14 protein-coding genes are annotated in these 15,959 nt (G+C 72.6%); 9 read left to right on the forward strand and 5 right to left on the reverse strand.

Annotated elements, in window-relative coordinates; translation table 11 throughout:
* Positions 1-236: 236 nt before the first annotated feature.
* The 3 genes from ACZ6JY_RS37880 to ACZ6JY_RS37890 all read left to right on the forward strand — a co-directional run bounded on the left by ACZ6JY_RS37880 (position 237) and on the right by ACZ6JY_RS37890 (position 4,975).
* Entirely contained in the window at positions 237-860 is a 624-nt protein-coding gene (locus ACZ6JY_RS37880) for a GntR family transcriptional regulator (RefSeq protein ID WP_447036966.1), read from the forward strand.
* Between the two features lie 307 nt (positions 861-1,167).
* The gene (gene aceE / locus ACZ6JY_RS37885) at positions 1,168-3,864 is read left to right on the forward strand and encodes a pyruvate dehydrogenase (acetyl-transferring), homodimeric type (protein ID WP_469203666.1); all 2,697 of its coding nucleotides are present in this window, start codon (positions 1,168-1,170) and stop codon (positions 3,862-3,864) included.
* Positions 3,865-3,976: 112 nt separating this feature from the next.
* Complete coding sequence (locus ACZ6JY_RS37890) at positions 3,977-4,975, forward strand: helix-turn-helix transcriptional regulator (protein WP_469203667.1); 999 nt, start codon at positions 3,977-3,979, stop codon at positions 4,973-4,975.
* Here ACZ6JY_RS37890 and ACZ6JY_RS37895 read toward each other — a convergent pair.
* Positions 4,959-5,927 (reverse strand): SDR family oxidoreductase, encoded by a 969-nt coding sequence (locus tag ACZ6JY_RS37895; RefSeq protein WP_469203669.1) that lies wholly within the window; start codon positions 5,925-5,927, stop codon positions 4,959-4,961. The genes ACZ6JY_RS37890 and ACZ6JY_RS37895 overlap by 17 nt on opposite strands.
* Positions 5,928-6,061: 134 nt before the next feature.
* Between ACZ6JY_RS37895 and ACZ6JY_RS37900 the strand changes: the two genes are divergently transcribed.
* Positions 6,062-6,583 carry a DUF4240 domain-containing protein gene (locus ACZ6JY_RS37900; protein ID WP_469203840.1) on the forward strand — a complete coding sequence of 174 codons (522 nt, stop codon included), beginning with the start codon at positions 6,062-6,064 and terminating at the stop codon, positions 6,581-6,583.
* Positions 6,584-6,613: 30 nt separating this feature from the next.
* Here the strand turns inward: ACZ6JY_RS37900 and ACZ6JY_RS37905 are convergent, their stop codons facing one another.
* The 3 genes from ACZ6JY_RS37905 to ACZ6JY_RS37915 all read right to left on the reverse strand — a co-directional run bounded on the left by ACZ6JY_RS37905 (position 6,614) and on the right by ACZ6JY_RS37915 (position 9,203).
* Positions 6,614-7,423, reverse strand: coding sequence for an SDR family NAD(P)-dependent oxidoreductase (locus ACZ6JY_RS37905; protein ID WP_469203671.1), 810 nt, complete (start codon positions 7,421-7,423; stop codon positions 6,614-6,616).
* 102 nt (positions 7,424-7,525) lie between these two features.
* Positions 7,526-8,638 (reverse strand): PP2C family protein-serine/threonine phosphatase, encoded by a 1,113-nt coding sequence (locus tag ACZ6JY_RS37910; protein WP_469203842.1) that lies wholly within the window; start codon positions 8,636-8,638, stop codon positions 7,526-7,528.
* Positions 8,639-8,714: 76 nt separating this feature from the next.
* Positions 8,715-9,203: a GNAT family N-acetyltransferase gene (locus ACZ6JY_RS37915; RefSeq protein ID WP_469203673.1), complete on the reverse strand. Its 489-nt coding sequence runs from the start codon at positions 9,201-9,203 to the stop codon at positions 8,715-8,717.
* A 119-nt stretch (positions 9,204-9,322) separates the two neighbouring features.
* Between ACZ6JY_RS37915 and ACZ6JY_RS37920 the strand changes: the two genes are divergently transcribed.
* Both ACZ6JY_RS37920 and ACZ6JY_RS37925 read left to right on the forward strand, forming a co-directional pair.
* Entirely contained in the window at positions 9,323-10,237 is a 915-nt protein-coding gene (locus ACZ6JY_RS37920) for a TIGR01777 family oxidoreductase (RefSeq protein ID WP_469203675.1), read from the forward strand.
* Between the two features lie 155 nt (positions 10,238-10,392).
* Positions 10,393-11,760 (forward strand): FAD-dependent oxidoreductase, encoded by a 1,368-nt coding sequence (locus tag ACZ6JY_RS37925; protein WP_469203677.1) that lies wholly within the window; start codon positions 10,393-10,395, stop codon positions 11,758-11,760.
* Between the two features lie 57 nt (positions 11,761-11,817).
* On the opposite strand, the gene ACZ6JY_RS37930 is transcribed toward ACZ6JY_RS37925, so the two are convergent.
* The gene (locus ACZ6JY_RS37930; RefSeq protein ID WP_469203679.1) at positions 11,818-13,266 is read right to left on the reverse strand and encodes a regulator; all 1,449 of its coding nucleotides are present in this window, start codon (positions 13,264-13,266) and stop codon (positions 11,818-11,820) included.
* 217 nt (positions 13,267-13,483) lie between these two features.
* On the opposite strand from ACZ6JY_RS37930, the gene lipB reads away from it, so the two are divergent.
* The 3 genes from lipB to ACZ6JY_RS37945 all read left to right on the forward strand — a co-directional run bounded on the left by lipB (position 13,484) and on the right by ACZ6JY_RS37945 (position 15,938).
* A complete protein-coding gene (gene lipB, locus ACZ6JY_RS37935; RefSeq protein ID WP_469203681.1) occupies positions 13,484-14,317 on the forward strand; it encodes a lipoyl(octanoyl) transferase LipB in 834 nt (277 codons plus the stop codon).
* Between the two features lie 117 nt (positions 14,318-14,434).
* The gene (locus ACZ6JY_RS37940; protein WP_469203683.1) at positions 14,435-15,391 is read left to right on the forward strand and encodes a lipoyl synthase; all 957 of its coding nucleotides are present in this window, start codon (positions 14,435-14,437) and stop codon (positions 15,389-15,391) included.
* A 343-nt stretch (positions 15,392-15,734) separates the two neighbouring features.
* Positions 15,735-15,938, forward strand: a complete 204-nt coding sequence (locus ACZ6JY_RS37945; RefSeq protein ID WP_363250468.1) for an SCO2195 family GlnR-regulated protein — start codon at positions 15,735-15,737, stop codon at positions 15,936-15,938.
* Positions 15,939-15,959: the final 21 nt, after the last annotated feature.

Below are 15,959 nucleotides of genomic sequence, written 5' to 3' on the forward strand. Positions count from 1 at the left end.
CCACCGCCTGGTCGACGGAGCCGACGCCGCCCGCTACCTGACCGCCGTCAAGGCGATCCTGGAAGCCGGCGAGTTCGAGGTCGAACTCGGCCTGTGACACTGCCGCGCGAGACGTTGTAAGACTCGTCTCATCAGCGCGTACGCCCCCGTCCGGAGTCCTCCGGGCGGGGGCGCCGCCGTATTGTCTAGGGGTCACACGCCCTTGGGGCCCCGATGCCCCCGCCGGAGGAGCCCTCATGACCGCGCCCGTTGTCCACTCGCTCCGCGACCAGATCCGCGAGCACATCGTGGAGGGGATCGTCAGCGGGCGCTGGAAGCCGGGCGAGCGGATCGTGGAGCGCCGCATCGCCGTGGAGCTGGAGGTCTCGCAGACCCCGGTGCGCGAGGCCCTGCGGGAGCTGGAGACGCTGCGGCTCATCGAGTCCGCGCCCAACAAGGGCGTACGGGTGCGGAATCTGACCGCGGCCGACCTGGAGGAGAGCTACCCGGTCCGCGCGGGCCTGGAGGCGATCGCCGCCGAGCTCGCGGCCGAGCGTCTCGCCGAGGACTGCTCGGCCCTCGAACCCCACGTGGCGGCGCTCTACGAAGCCGACCGGGCCGCCGACGGCACCGGGCAGGTGCGGCACACGGTCGCCTTCCACCGCGAGATGGTGCGGGCGGCGGGCAACTCCGTCCTGCTGCACACCTGGGAGGGGCTCGGCATCGAGGTCTTCACCGCGCTCTCCATCCGCTGGCTGGGCACGGTCCAGCAGTCGTACGCGGAGGAGCACGAGGCGCTGGTCTCGGCCTTCAGGGAGCGCGATCCCGCCATCGCGGAGCTGGTGAAGTCCCACGTCCTGGGCTGCGCGCCGCGCGCCTGATTTTTCCGGCCGTGCGCTCATAGTCTCCGCGGGGCGCTCATTCGCGCTCTCCTGTGTGGGCTCATACGCGCTCCCACCTGCACTGTTCCTTCAAATCGAAGGCACGCGGTGCCCATTTTCATGGCACCGGATGCCTACTTTCTTCATCTGAAGAGATTTTGCCCTTCAAGCTTTGATCGATCATCGATCACGGGATTACAGTCGACGACGGGCTCTGACCCGAGCCTCACGCCCTGTCCTGCCAGACAACGGGCACCCCCACCCCTTACCGAACAGGGGACCCCCTCCGACTCAGGAAGGCGGCGCAATGACCGACCCCTCCGCAATCCAGCCGAGCGAGCTCGACCAGCTCCCGGACCGCGACCCCGAGGAGACCGCCGAATGGCAGGCCTCCCTGGACGCCGTTACCCAAGCGGCCGGGCCGCACCGTGCCGCGTACCTGATGCGCCGCACGCTGGAGCGCGCCGAGGGCGCGGGCCTGGCGCTGCCCAAGCTCCTGGAGACCGACTACGTCAACACCATCCCCACCTCCGCCGAGCCGTCCGTCGACGGTGACGAGGAGATGGAGCGGAAGATCACCGCGTGGAACCGCTGGAACGCGGCCGCGATGGTCACCCGCGGCTCCAAGCACGGCGTCGGCGGCCACATCGCCACCTTCGCCTCCGCCGCCTGGCTGTACGAGACCGGCTTCAACCACTTCTTCAAGGGCAAGGAGGGGGACGGCTCCGGCGACCAGCTCTACATCCAGGGCCACGCCTCCCCCGGCATCTACGCCCGCGCCTTCCTCGACGGCCGTCTGAACGAGACGCAGCTCGACAACTTCCGGCAGGAGGCGGGCGGCAACGGCCTCCCGTCCTACCCGCACCCGCGCCGCCTCCCCTGGCTGTGGGAGTTCCCGACGGTGTCGATGGGCCTCGGCCCGCTGTCGGCGATCTACCAGGCGCGCTTCAACCGCTACCTCACCAACCGCGGCATCAAGGACGTCTCCGCCTCGCACGTGTGGGCGTTCCTCGGTGACGGCGAGATGGACGAGCCCGAGTCGACGGCGGCTCTCGCACTGGCCGCGCGTGAGGGTCTCGACAACCTCACCTACGTCATCAACTGCAACCTCCAGCGCCTCGACGGCCCGGTCCGCGCCAACTTCCGCGTGGTGCAGGAGCTGGAGGCCCAGTTCCGCGGCGCCGGCTGGAACGTCATCAAGGTCCTGTGGGGCAACGCCTGGGACGAGCTGTTCCAGCTCGACACCACGGGCGCGCTCGTCCGCCGCCTGCGCGAGGTGCCGGACGCGCAGTTCCAGACGTACGCGACGCGTGACGCCGCCTACATCCGCGAGCACTTCTTCGGCTCCGAGCCCGCCCTCGTCGAGCTGGGCAGGCTGCTCAGCGACGACAAGATCAGCGAGTGCTTCCACCTCTCGCGCGGCGGCCACGAGGCCCGCAAGGTCTACGCGGCCTACCGTGCGGCGCTCACCCACACGGGCGCGCCGACCGTGATCCTCGCGCAGACGGTCAAGGGCTTCACCCTCGGCAAGGGCTTCGCGTCCAAGAACGCCAACCACCAGATGAAGAAGCTCTCGGTGGACGAGTTCAAGGACATGCGCGAGCTCCTGGAGCTGCCGATCCCGGACAGCGCGTTCGTCGACGGCCAGGTGCCCTACGGCCACCCCGGCGCCGACTCCCCCGAGGTCCGCTACCTCCAGGAGCGCCGCGCGGCACTCGGCGGCCCGGCCCCGGCCCGCCGCACGCAGCCGCTCGCCCCGCTGCCCGCCCCCGCCGACAAGTCGTTCGCGGCCTTCGACAAGGGCTCCGGTTCGCAGTCGATGGCGACGACCATGGCGTTCGTACGCCTGGTCAAGGACCTCGTACGCGACAAGCAGACCGGCAAGCGCTGGGTGCCGATCGTCCCCGACGAGGCGCGCACCTTCGGCATGGAGTCGCTCTTCCCGTCCCTCGGCATCTACTCGCCGAAGGGCCAGACGTACGAGCCGGTCGACCGCGACCAGCTGATGTACTACAAGGAGGCCACGGACGGCCAGATCCTCAACGAGGGGATCACCGAGGCCGGTTCCATGGCGGACTTCATCGCCGCGTCGTCGTCGTACGCGACGCACGGCGAAGCGATGATCCCCTTCTACATCTTCTACTCGATGTTCGGCTGGCAGCGCACGGCCGACCAGATGTGGCAGCTCGGCGACCAGCTCGGCCGCGGCTTCCTCATCGGCGCCACCGCCGGCCGTACGACGCTGACGGGCGAGGGCCTCCAGCACGCCGACGGCCACTCGCCGGTGATCGCCGCGACGAACCCCGCCGCGCTCTCCTACGACCCGGCGTTCGCCTACGAGGTCGCCGCGATCGTCAAGGAGGGCCTGCGCCGCATGTACGGCGAGGCCCACGGGGATGAAGACCAGAACGTCTTCTACTACCTCACCGTCTACAACGAGCCCATGCCGCAGCCCGCGAAGCCCGCGGGTGTCGACGAGGGCATCGTGCGCGGCCTCTACCGCTTCAACACGGCGGAGACCGCTGGCCTCTCTCCCGCGGCCAACGCCGCGCGCATCCAGCTCCTCGGCTCCGGCACGGCCATCCACTGGACGCTGGCCGCGCAGAAGATGCTCGCCGAGGAGTGGGGTGTGGCCGCGGACGTGTGGTCGGCCACCTCCTGGACCGAGCTGCGCCGCGACGCCCTGGAGGCGGACGAGGCGATCCTGCGCGGCGAGGAGCGCACGCCGTACGTGCGTACGGCGCTGGAAGGTGCCCAGGGCCCGGTCCTGGCCGTCTCCGACTACATGCGCCAGGTCCCCGACCAGATCGCCCAGTGGATCGAGCAGGACTACTCCTCGCTCGGCGCGGACGGCTTCGGCCTCTCCGACACGCGCGACGCGGCCCGTCGCCATTTCGGCATCGACGCGGAGTCCATCGTGGTGGCGGCGCTCGCCCAGCTCGCCCGCCGCGGCGAGGTGCCCGCCTCCGCGGTGAAGGAGGCCCGGGCGAAGTACGGGCTGTGATCCTGCCGCCGTACCGGCCCGCCCCTTAGCGGCGTCCCCCACCCACCCGTTCACCCCCGTATCGAGGGGCGGACGGGTGGGTGGTCCCGTTCGCGGCGGCACAATGGGCGGCATGCGCGCTGCCCGCCTCATCAAGATGGTGCTGCTGCTCCAGGCGAGGCCCTCCATGACCGCCGCCGAGCTGGCCGCCGAGCTGGACGTGTCCGAGCGGACCATCACCCGCGACGCCCAGGCCCTGTCCGAGGCCGGCGTGCCCGTCTACGCCGACCGCGGCAGAACCGGCGGCTACCGCCTCATCGGCGGTTACCGCACCCGCCTCACCGGCCTCGGCCGCAGCGAGGCCGAGGCGCTTTTCCTGTCCGGAGTGCCGGGCGCGCTGCGCGAGATGGGCCTGGAGGACGCCGCCTCCGCGGCCCGCCTCAAGGTCTCGGCGGCGCTCATGCCCTCCCTCAGGGACGCCTCGCAGAACGCCGCGCAGCGGTTCCACCTGGACGCCCCCGGCTGGTTCCAGGAGACCCCCTCCCCCGCACTGCTGCCGGCCGTCGCGGACGCCGTCTGGGACGACCGCCCGGTCAGCGCCCGCTATCTGCGCCGGGGGGCCGAGAGACAGCGGGACCTGGAGCCCTACGGCCTGGTCCTCAAGGCGGGCGTCTGGTACCTGTGCGCCCGCGTGCCCGACCACGGCACGCACCGCGTGTACCGCGTCGACCGGTTCACCGGGATCACCCCCGGCGCCGAACGCTTCGTACGCGACGAGGAGTTCGACCTGCCGGCCTTCTGGGAGGAGCGCGCGGCCGAGTTCGCGCGGGCGATCCTGCGCTCCGAGGTCGTCGTGCGGCTCACGGAGGCGGGCGTGCGGCAGCTCCCGTACGCCACCGACCGCGCCGTCGCGCGTGAGGTGATGGAGTCGGCGGGCGCCCCGGACGCGACGGGCAGGGTGACGGTCACCCTGCCCGTCGAGAACGACGACGTGGCGTACAGCCAGCTCATGGCGCTGGGCCCGGAAGTGGAGGTGCTGGAACCCGCCGCACTCCGCGAGCGGTTCGCCGCCGCGGCGGCCCGCTCGGCGAAGCTGTACGAGGAGCCGCGGGGCGCTACCGGTAGCCGGTGACGTCCGCCGTCGGGCTCTCCTGGTCGACCTCCATGATGTACCGCCACGCGTCCGGCGCCGAGCCGTCGACGTCCGTGAACCCGTACTCCTTGGCGAGCCCGCCGCTGGAGAGCGAGGCCCCGTTCCAGCGCGCCACGTCCGGGTCGGCGGCGAGCGCTGCCAGGGCGCGCCCGACGAACGTCGGCGTCTCGGAGATCGCGAAGTGCGGATTCTGCTCGCACCCCGCGAGCCAGTCCTCCTCGGACACCTTGAAGTGGGTGTCGAGCATGGCCTCGGAGCGCAGCCAGCCGGGTGTCAGGCAGACGGCCGTGCAGCCGTACTCCGTCAGCTCCTCGGCGAGTCCGCGCGCGATCCGCAGCGGGGCGGCCTTGGCGAGGTCGTAGTAGACGGGCTCGCGGTAGCGGTGGTTGTACTCCTCGGTGCCGTCGGTGACCTCGACGACGAGACCGCCGCGGTTCCTGATCAGCAGCGGCAGCGCGTACCGGCTGGTGACGAGGTGGGACTCGACGCCCAGGCGCAGGACCCGCAGTCCGTCGCCGAGGTCGTGCTCCCACATCTTCTTGTCCCACCCGACGAAGGCGTCGCCGCCCCAGAGGTCGTTGACCAGGATGTCCAGGCGGCCCCGCTCGCGGTCGATCCGCGCCACGAGCGCCTCGACCCGCTCGGGCTCCAGGTGGTCGGTCGGTACGGCGATCCCCTCGCCGCCCGCCGCGTCCACCAGCTCCGCGGTCCCCTCGATGGTCTCGGTGTCCCGCCCGACCTCGCTGACGTGCTCGCGCGTGGTCCTTCCCGTGACGTATACGGTCGCTCCGGCGCGGCCGAGTTCCACGGCCATGGCGCGGCCTGCGCCGCGGGTGGCGCCCGCCACGAGGGCGACCTTTCCGGTCAGCGGCTGTGCGGTCTCCGCGTCCTTGACGTCGCGTTCCCTGTTCTTGTTCCTGTCCTTGTCCATGTCCTTGACGCTTCCACCAAAAGCCGACATCTCCTGTCGGTTTTTCCAAGGGCATGTGCACGCATAACGAGACAGCCGCATTCCGGCGCACTCCGCGTGCGCCCGCACTGGTGAGGACCGATGCTGGACCCGTGATGGACGAGACGGAGTTCTGGGAGATCGTGGACAGCACCCGCGAGGCCGCCGGCGGCGACCCGGAGGACCACGCCGAGCTGCTCGTTGAGCGTCTGGTGGGTTCCGACCCGGACGCGGTGCTGGACTTCGCCCGTCACTTCGAGGCCCGCTACAACCGCGCCTACCGCTGGGACCTGTGGGGCGCGGCCTGGGTGCTGCTCGGCGGCGCGAGCGACGACGCCTTCGACTACTTCCGCTGCTGGCTGATCGGCCAGGGCCGGGCGGTCTACGAGGGCGCGGTGCACGACCCCGACGCCCTCGCCGACCTCCTGGACGACTTCGACGAGGATCTTGACGGCGACGGCGAGGATCTCGGCTACGCGGCCGACGAGGCGTACGAGCAGCTCACCGGCGATGTCGCGCCCGATCTCGGCATCCTGCCCGCCCCGCCGGAGCCGACCGGCACCCCCATCGACTTCGAGGACGACGCGGTGATGGCGCGGCAGTACCCGAAGCTGTGGGACCGCTTCATGTCCGACTGAGGCTCCCCCGCCGCGGGCCCGGCAGCGCGCTCAGAAGTGTGTGCCGCCGTCGACGCGCACCTCGGTGCCCGTGATGAAGCGGCCGTCGTCCGAGGCGAGCATGGCGACGACGGACGCGACCGTCTCGGGGCCCGCGAAGCCCTGCCCGAGGGCGGGCGCCAGCTTCACGAAGAGGCTCATGTCGGCGTCCGCGGGCAGCCCGGGGCCGACGCTGCGCCTGCTCTCGCCCGAGCCGTCGGTCATCCCGGAGGAGATGGAGCCCGGCTGCACGGCGGTGAACCGTATGCCCTGCTTGCCGTACTCGCTCGCCAGGGCGTGCGTCATGGACTGGATGCCGCCCTTGCTCGCCGCGTACGCCGCCATGTACGGGTGGGCGAACATCGCCGAGGTGGAGCTGAAGTTGACGACGGCGGGGCCATTGCCTTCGAGGAGCGCCGGTATCGCCTCACGGATCATCAGGAACGTGCCGGTGAGGTTGACGCCGATGACCTGGTTGAAGGCGGCGAGGCTGGTCTCGTGGGTGTGCGAGGAGCGCAGGACACCGGCCGCGTTCACCAGGACGTCCAGGCCGCCGAGCGCGGTCACGGCGGCGGCGACGCCCGCGCGCACGGAGTCCTCGTCGGCGATGTCCACCACGGCGGTGGTCAGCCGCTCCGCGTCCGCGCCGGCCTTGGCGACGGTGTCGTTCAAGCCGTCCTCGCTGACGTCGGCGGCGACGACCCGGCCCCCTTCGGCCAGTATCCGCAGGACGGTGGCCTGTCCGATGCCGGACCCGCCACCGGTCACCAGGGCGCGGCGGCCCTCGTAGCGGTTCAGGGTGTACGCGGCGGTCGTCTCCATGGCGTTTCTCCACTCACTGACTGACACATCATGCCTAGCTGGCACATTGTGCCACCATGTCGACGCGCCCGTAACCGCCCCCGAGGCTCGTGGGGGGGGCGGCTATCGCTGTTCCGGGGCGAACACCATCATCGTCACGTCGTCCCGTACGGCACCCGCGTGCCGCATGACGTCCGACCAGATCTGCTCCGTCAGCGCCGCCGGGTCCTCGATGACCGCCGGGTCGGCCTGGATCATGCCGGAGAGGCGTTCGATGACGGGGTAGAAGGCGCCGGACGCGTCCCTGGCCTCGCAGACGCCGTCGGTCAGGGCGAGCAGCCGGTCCCCGGCGGACAGCGGCACCGTCAGCGGTTCGGGCGGGGCGGCCCCCGCGATGCCGAGGCCGAGCGGCGCCCCCGGCGCCACCGCGAGCTCGGTGACCTCGGGCCCGCGCAGGAGCAGCGGGGCCGGGTGGCCGCAGGAGACGACGCGGACGACGTCGGAGCCGTCGGGGAACTCCAGGAGCACGGCCGTGGCGAACAGCTCGGTGTGCTCCTCGTCCGCCGAGTCGACGATGAGCCTGCGGTCGAGGCGGGCCGCGACGCCCTCCAGGTCGGGCTGGTCGAGGACCGCCTCGCGGAAGGCGCCGAGCAGCGAGGCCACCGTGCCGACGGCGGCGAGCCCGTGGCCCTGCACGTCGCCGACCAGGGCGCGTACGCCGTGCTCCGAACTGCGCACGTCGAAGAAGTCGCCGCCGACCAGGGATTCGCGCTGCGCCGCCTGGTACAGGCCCGCGCACCGCACCCGGCCGACCCGGTCGGGCAGCGGCGGCAGCACCGCGAGCTGGGCCGCCTCCGCGACAGTGCTGACCGCCACGAGCTGCCGTTCGCGGCGGCTGCGGACCCAGGCGACGAGCACGCTGAGCAGCGCGATGAAGGTGATCGTCAGCTCGTCGCTGTTGCCGGGGTGGCCGAGGCCCAGATCGGGCAGGGAGAGCAGCAGCAGGACGAGGCCGCCGAGCAGGGCGGTGGCGGCGGGCCCGTAGGACAGGGCGGCGAGCGGCGAGACGGCGGCCACCAGGAAGCTCAGGTCCAGCGTCCTCGGCGTGAGGAGCTGGACGGCGGCGACCGCGGCGAGGACCAGCGGCGGCGGCCACCGCACCCAGGGCGGGGGCGGCGTCCCGCGCAGCAGCCAGTCGCGCTGCTCCGCGTCACGCCGTCTGGCCGCCGCCCTGATCACCCCCTCACGCTCCTACGCGCGCGGGGACACCGCACGCCGGGCCGGTCCGTCGGGTGCCCGGCCCGGGCGGCGGTCAGAGAGCGCGGCCCATGAGTACGTCGTCGACGTACTCGCCCTCCAGCAGGAACTCGCCGGGCAGCACCCCCTCGACCACGAAGCCCTCCGCCTCGTAGAGCTTGCGGGCCGGCGTGTTGTGCCCGAGGACCCGCAGGGTGACGCGCCGCGCGCCCTGCCCGCGTGCCCGGTCCAGGGCGGCGCGCATCATCCGCCGGCCGACGCCCTTGCCGCGCGCCTCCGCGGCGACCAGGAAGCCCTGGATCTGGCGCACGTGCGCGTTCGAGTACAGCGGGGTGGGGAAGCCGATCTTCACATAGCCGACGAGCCGCCCGTCCAGTTCGGCCACGAGGTGGTCGTGCGGGCCGAAGCGGTCGTTGAAGAAGGGTTCGTAGGGCGGCTCGGGGCGGGGCAGGACCGCGTGCAGCGGGGACCAGGCGGCGCGGTCGAGGCGGGCGAGCGCGTCGTCGTCGGCGAGCAGGGCGGTGCGTATGTGCAACTCCGGCATGGCGTCACTGTACGGCGGTCGCGCCGCGGCCCACCCGGCGTTTTCCGTGCCCGCCACGGAACGCCACCGACGCCCCTTCCGGAAGCAGGACGGGGCGGGACGGGGCGGGAAGGGACAGGATGGGAGCCATGGAAACCACACGGTCCCGCGTCGCCGTCTCCGGCGCCTCCGGGCTCATCGGCACGGCGCTCACCCGCTCCCTCACCGCGGACGGGCACGACGTGGTCCGCCTGGTGCGCAGAGCGCCCCGCAGCGCCGACGAGGTGCGCTGGGACCCCGCGAGCGGCCGCGTCGACACGGCGGGGCTCGTGGGCTGCACGGCCGTCGTCAACCTCGCGGGCGCCGGGATCGGCGACCACCGCTGGACGGCCGCCTACAAGCGGGAGCTCCGGGACAGCCGGGTCCTCGGCACCTCCGCGCTCGCCGCGGCGGCGGCCTCCCTCGACGAACCGCCCCGCGTGTTCCTCAACGCCGGGGCGATCGGCTACTACGGGGACACCGGCGCGCGGGCGGTGGACGAGAGCGCCCCCGCGGGCACGGGGTTCCTGCCGGCCCTCTGCGTGGAGTGGGAGGAGGCCACAGCCGCCGCGCAGGAGGCGGGCATCCGTACCGTCATCGCCCGCAACGGCCTCGTCGTGGCCCGCGAGGGCGGCGCCTGGGCACGGCTCTTCCCGCTCTTCAAAGTGGGCCTCGGCGGGCGCCTCGGCAACGGCGGGCAGTACTGGAGCTACATCTCCCTGCACGACGAGGTGGCCGCCCTGCGGCACCTCCTCACCACCGAGACCCTGTCGGGCCCGGTCAACCTCACCGCCCCCGACCCGCTGACCAACGGCGAGATCACGGCCGCGATGGGCCGCGTGCTGCGCCGCCCCACGCTGTTCCCCGCCCCCGCCCCGGCGCTGCGCCTGGTGCTGGGCGAGATGGCGGGCGACGTCCTGGGCAGCCAACGGGTCCTGCCCGCCCGCCTCCTGGAGTCGGGATTCGCGTTCACCCACCCGGGCATCGAGGAGACGCTGCGGGCGGCGCTCGCGTAGCCGGGGGCGTGCGACCCGCGTGCGACCGTGCTCGGTCCGTGCGCGACTGCCCCGGTGTTCGGGCGCTCCTACGCTCGGTTCGAACCCCCGTATTCGAGAGCTCTGTTGCGGGCATCTGGTCCCCAACAAGCCCGCGCGACCTCTGGGAGGGGCACGTGCTAGAGCCTGCGCACCATGCGGACGTCGTCATCGTGGGGGCCGGGGCCGCGGGGCTCTCGGCCGCGCATCGGCTGACCAGCGCCGGAGTAACGACCGTTGTCCTGGAAGCCGCCCCTTACGTCGGCGGCAGGATGGCGACCGAGAAGGTCGACGGCTTCCGGCTCGACAGGATCGGGCAGTTGCTCACCACCTCGTACCCGGAGCTGCGCCGCACGCCGGGGCTGGGCGCGCTCGTCCTGCGCCCGTTCGCGCCCGGCATCCTGGTGCACAGCGACGGCCGTCACCACCGGGTGGCGGAGCCCGTGCCCGGGCGGAGCGCGAGAGGCGCACTCACGGCGGCGCGCGCCCTGGCGAGCGCCCCCCTCGTGCCGCGCGCCGCGAGGCCCGCGCCGAGGTCCGCGTCGCGCCCCGCTCCCCTCGGCCGCCCGCTCGACCAGGCCCGGCTCGGCGCCGCGCTCGGCCGCATCGGGGCGACCCCCGTCGAGCGGCTGCTCGGCCGCCCCGAACTCCCCGCACGCAAAGCCCTCGCTGCCCGCGGACTGCCCCCGCGCACCATCGACGGCTTCCTGCGCCCGCTGCTGTCCACGCTGCTCTGCGACGCCGGCCTGACCACTTCCAGCCGGTGCGCGGACCTCGCCCTGCACGCCTACGCGCGCGGCCGGCTCTGCCTGCCCGAGGGTGGCGCCGAGGCACTGCCCGAACTGCTCGCCGCGGCGCTGCCGCCCGGCACGGTGCACCACGGCGTCCGGGTCACCTCGGTCTCCACGACCTCCGTCACCACCGCCGAGCACGGCGAGATCGGCTGCCGGGCCGTGCTGCTCGCCACCGACGCCCGCGCCGCCGCGGAGCTGCTCCCCGGGCTGCGGGTGCCGCCCTTCCACGAGGTGACGGTCTTCCACCACACCGCGCCGGAGCCGCCGCTCGAGGGCTCAGGGCTGCTGCTGGACGCCGACCGGGCGGGCCCCGTCGCCCACACGGCGGTCGTCAGTCACGTCGACCCGTCCCGCGCGCCCGCCGGCCGCGTCCTGATCTCGTCCACGGTGCTCGGTCCGCCGCCGGACGAGCGGGCCGTGCGCGCGCACCTCGCCGTGCTCTACGGGGCCCCGACCGACCGCTGGGAACTCCTCGCCCTCCACCACACCCCGGAGGCCGTCCCCGCGATGCCGCCCCCGCACGACCCGCGCCGCCCGGTGCGTCTGCTCGGGGGTCTCTACGTCTGCGGGGACCACCGGGACACCAGTACGGTCCAGGGCGCGCTGCACTCGGGGCGGCGCGCGGCCCACGCGGCCCTCAGGGACTTCGGCATCACCCCGGCGGACGACGGCGACGGTGACCTGCGGGAGGCCATGCCCGTCGCCGCCTGACCGTCCCGGCCGGGGGCCGCCGTCCATCCGAGGCCGCCGTCCATCCACGGCCGCCGTCTATCCGAAGGCCGCGGCGACCTTGTCGCGGTATCCCCGCACCGGTGCCGCGTCGCGGTACGGCTCAAGGCGGCGCTCGAAGTCGCGTACGTACTCGTGCGCCCGTGCGGACCGCATCTCCGCGGCGGCCTGCGCGGCCTCGGCCCCCAGCTGGCAGGCCTGCTCCAGGTCGCCGAGGCCGAGCCGTGACGTGGCCAGCACCACCCGGCAGAACAGACGGCTGCGCGCGAAGGCGGGGGCGCGCAGTTGCAGGGACCGCTCGGCGTGCTGGACGGCGACGCGGTACTGCTGGAGGTCGCGGTGGCTGTGCCCGAAGTCGTCGGCGAGCTGGGCCTCGTCGAAGAAGCGGGCCCAGTGCGGCACCTCGTCGCCGGGCCTGGCCGCCTCCAGGGACCGCTCGGCCCGCTGGAGCGAGGCCGTGCAGGGCCGCACCTCGCCGAGCACCCCGTGGCCGCGCGCCTCCGCGGCGTACAGCAGGGCCTGCACGACGGGCGGCGCGGACGAGCCGACGCCCTGCTGGGCGACGCGCGCGAGCTGCACGGCCTCGCGTCCGTGCCCGAGGTAGACGGCCTGGCGGCTCATGGTGACCAGGACGTAGGAGCCGAAGGCCCGGTCACCGGCCGCCTGCGCGAGCCGCAGCGCCTGGACGTAGTACCGCTGGGCCAGGCCGTGCGCCGCGATGTCGTACGAGGTCCAGCCCGCGAGGCGGGTCAGATCGGCGGCCGCCGCGAAGAGCCGCCGGCCGGCCTGCTCGCCGTAGGTGCCGCGCAGCATCGGCTCGGCCTCGTGCTCCAGGTAGCGGACGAGGGCCTGCCGGGCGTGCCCGCCGCCGTACGCGTTGTCGAGCGCGCGGAAGAGTTCGCCGACGGAGCGGAGCGCCGCGATGTCGCCGCTGGTCACCCGCTGTCCGGGCGTGCGGTCGGACTCCCTGCGCTGGCGGGGCACGGCGGGGCGCCCCTGCGGGGGCACGCGTACCGGGCCGGGGTCGGTGTCGCCGCGGCCCACCCGCTCGTCGGCCCTGCCGATCAGCCAGTCGCGGCTCGGCACGACGAGCCCGGCCGGGGTGAAGGCGATCTTCCGGAGCTCGGCGTGGCTTCCGGAGTCCTTGCGCCAGAGACCGCCGACGATGTCGACGGCCTCCTCGGGGGTGGCGGCGAACTCCAGGCCCGCGTAGACCGGGGCGCACGCGTCGAGGCCGAGGTCCTGCGCGCTCAGGCGGCGCCCGAGCCGCCGGGTGAAGACCTCGGCGATCAGCGCGGGCGTGGTGCCTCTGGGCTGCTGGCCGCGCAGCCACCGGGTCACGGACGTCTTGTCGTACCGCAGGTCGAGGCCGTGTTCGAGGCCGAGCTGGTCGACGCGGCGCGCGAGGCCCGCATTGGAGAACCCGGCCTCCGCGATGAGTGCGGAGAGCTGGCGGTTTGGGGTGCGCTGCGGGGGTCGTTCCGTCATCGGCTGTGCGGTCTCCTGCCTTTCGGCCTGCCTTGAGCAGCCCTTATGGCTCCGTGAACGGCGCGAATGTAACGGCCATCACAGCCTCTATCGTCACCTTCACCCCGCATTCATCCGATCGTGTGAGGAACCCGGGCCTGAGTTGCCGGACCAGGGGGCCCGTACAGTGGCAGGTGGCGCGATATGTGCACGGTGAACGTTCAGGGAGGCACCTGCCGTGAGTGAGTTTCGGTTCGTCCGACTGGGCTTCGGCCCCGACGCCGTGGAGTACCGGGAGGCCTGGGACGAGCAGCGCCGCGTACACGCCGCCCGTTTCGCCGACGAGGCCCCCGACACCTGCCTGCTCGTCGAGCATCCGCCGGTCTACACCGCGGGCCGCCGCACCGCTGACGACGAGCGCCCGCTGGACGGGACCCCGGTCGTCGACGTGGACCGCGGCGGCAAGATCACTTGGCACGGCCCCGGCCAGCTCGTGGGCTACCCGATCCAGAAGCTGCCGCGACCGGTCGACGTCGTAGCACATGTACGCCGTCTGGAAGAGGCTCTTATCCGTACGTGTGCGGAGTTCGGCGTGGAGACCAGCCGCGTCGAGGGACGCAGCGGCGTCTGGGTCCTCGGCGACCCCGTGGAGCAGCGCCCGGCGCTCGGCGGCCTCTCCCTCGACTTCGACCCGCGGCTGACGGACGAGGAGTTCGACGCCCGGTTCAACGGCCCGGAGTACGCGCCGTCCAACGCGGGCCAGCGCCGCGAGGACCGCAAGATCGCCGCCATCGGCATCCGTGTCGCCAAGGGCGTCACGATGCACGGCTTCGCGCTCAACGTGAACCCGGACAACACCTGGTTCGACCGGATCATCCCGTGCGGCATCCGCGACGCGGGCGTCACGTCCCTCTCGTACGAGCTGGGCCGCGAGATCACCATCGCCGATGTGCTGCCCGTGGCCGAGCGGCATCTGCGCGACGTACTGGAGAACGCGGAACTCAAGCCGCGCCTGGTCGAGAAGCCGGTGGAGCCGGAGGCGGCGCCCGCGCCGGAGAAGGCCTCCGCCTAGCGGATACGGCACTGGGGGAATGGACCCCCTTGGCCAGAGGTTGGCCGGTAGTAAGCCCAACGACATCACGGGCGTACCCTGGTGTGCGCCGAAGAATCGAAGCTACAGGGAGCCGATGTGTCCGCAGTCGCACCCGACGGACGCAAGATGCTGCGCCTGGAGGTCCGGAACAGCCAGACCCCCATCGAGCGCAAGCCCGAGTGGATCAAGACCCGGGCGAAAATGGGCCCCGAGTACAACGCCCTGCAGAAGCTCGTGAAGAGCGAGGGCCTGCACACGGTCTGCCAGGAGGCGGGCTGTCCGAACATCTACGAGTGCTGGGAAGACCGCGAGGCCACGTTCCTCATCGGCGGCGACCAGTGCACCCGGCGCTGCGACTTCTGCCAGATCGACACCGGCAAGCCGCAGGCCCTCGACCGCGACGAGCCGCGCCGCGTCGGCGAGTCCGTCGTCACGATGGACTTGAACTACGCCACGATCACCGGCGTCGCCCGCGACGACCTCGAGGACGGCGGCGCCTGGCTGTACGCGGAGACCGTGCGCCAGATCCACGCCCTGACGGCGGAGCGCGAGGCCGGCCAGACCAAGGTCGAGCTCCTCATCCCCGACTTCAACGCCGAGCCCGAGCAACTCGCCGAGGTCTTCTCCTCGCGCCCCGAGGTGCTCGCGCACAACGTCGAGACGGTGCCGCGCATCTTCAAGCGCATCCGCCCCGGCTTCCGCTTCGAGCGCTCGCTGGAGGTCATCACGCGGGCGCGTGAGGCGGGGCTGATCACGAAGTCCAACCTCATCCTCGGCATGGGCGAGGAGCGCGAGGAGATCAGCGACGCGCTGCACCGGCTGCACGAGGCGGGCTGCGAGCTCATCACGATCACGCAGTACCTGCGCCCGTCGGTGCGCCACCACCCCGTGGAGCGCTGGGCCAAGCCGCAGGAGTTCGTGGAGCTGAAGGAGGAGGCCGAGGAGATCGGCTTCTCGGGCGTCATGTCCGGCCCGCTGGTCCGCTCCTCGTACCGCGCCGGACGCCTGTACAAGATGGCGATGGAGCAGCGCGGCGCGGTCACGCCGGCGTGACGCGGGGCGCCACAGCGTAATCCGGGACCCCACGGCGTGACCCGGGACACCACGGCGTGACGCGGGCACATGCCGGGCGCGTGGGCCTTGTGTGAATCGCCGCACAAGTAGCTACCGACCGGTAGAAGCCGCAACGACGCGGTCCGTACGATTCCGCAGGTGGCGGACGCGTAGGGACCGCGTCGTCGTTTTTGGGCCAGGCATGAATGTTTCATCGGCGTTTGACCGGTCGGTCACGCCCTGGTAACACCAGTCAGTGACCCTGATATCACCGCACGTGCACCCTTACCCATAGCCGCTCGCCGCTCCTCATCCGAGCTCCGTTCCCCAGGAGGGCCCCACCATGCAGGCCGCGCCCGTACGCGCCACCGCCATCCCGTCCGTCTCCGTCGCCCTGCGCGCCGTCGAGTCGCTCCTCATGAGCGGCGGCCAGCGCACCGCACGCCGCAACGCCTGGACTTCCGTGCTCGAGGACCGCCGCCGCGCCAAGGACCGGGTCGAGGCGCTGCGCGTGTTCGAGGAGACCGTGGCAACCCGCACGTCGTAGTAGCCTCCGGGGACACGTAGA

This window comes from Streptomyces sp. NPDC046335 (assembly GCF_055587985.1).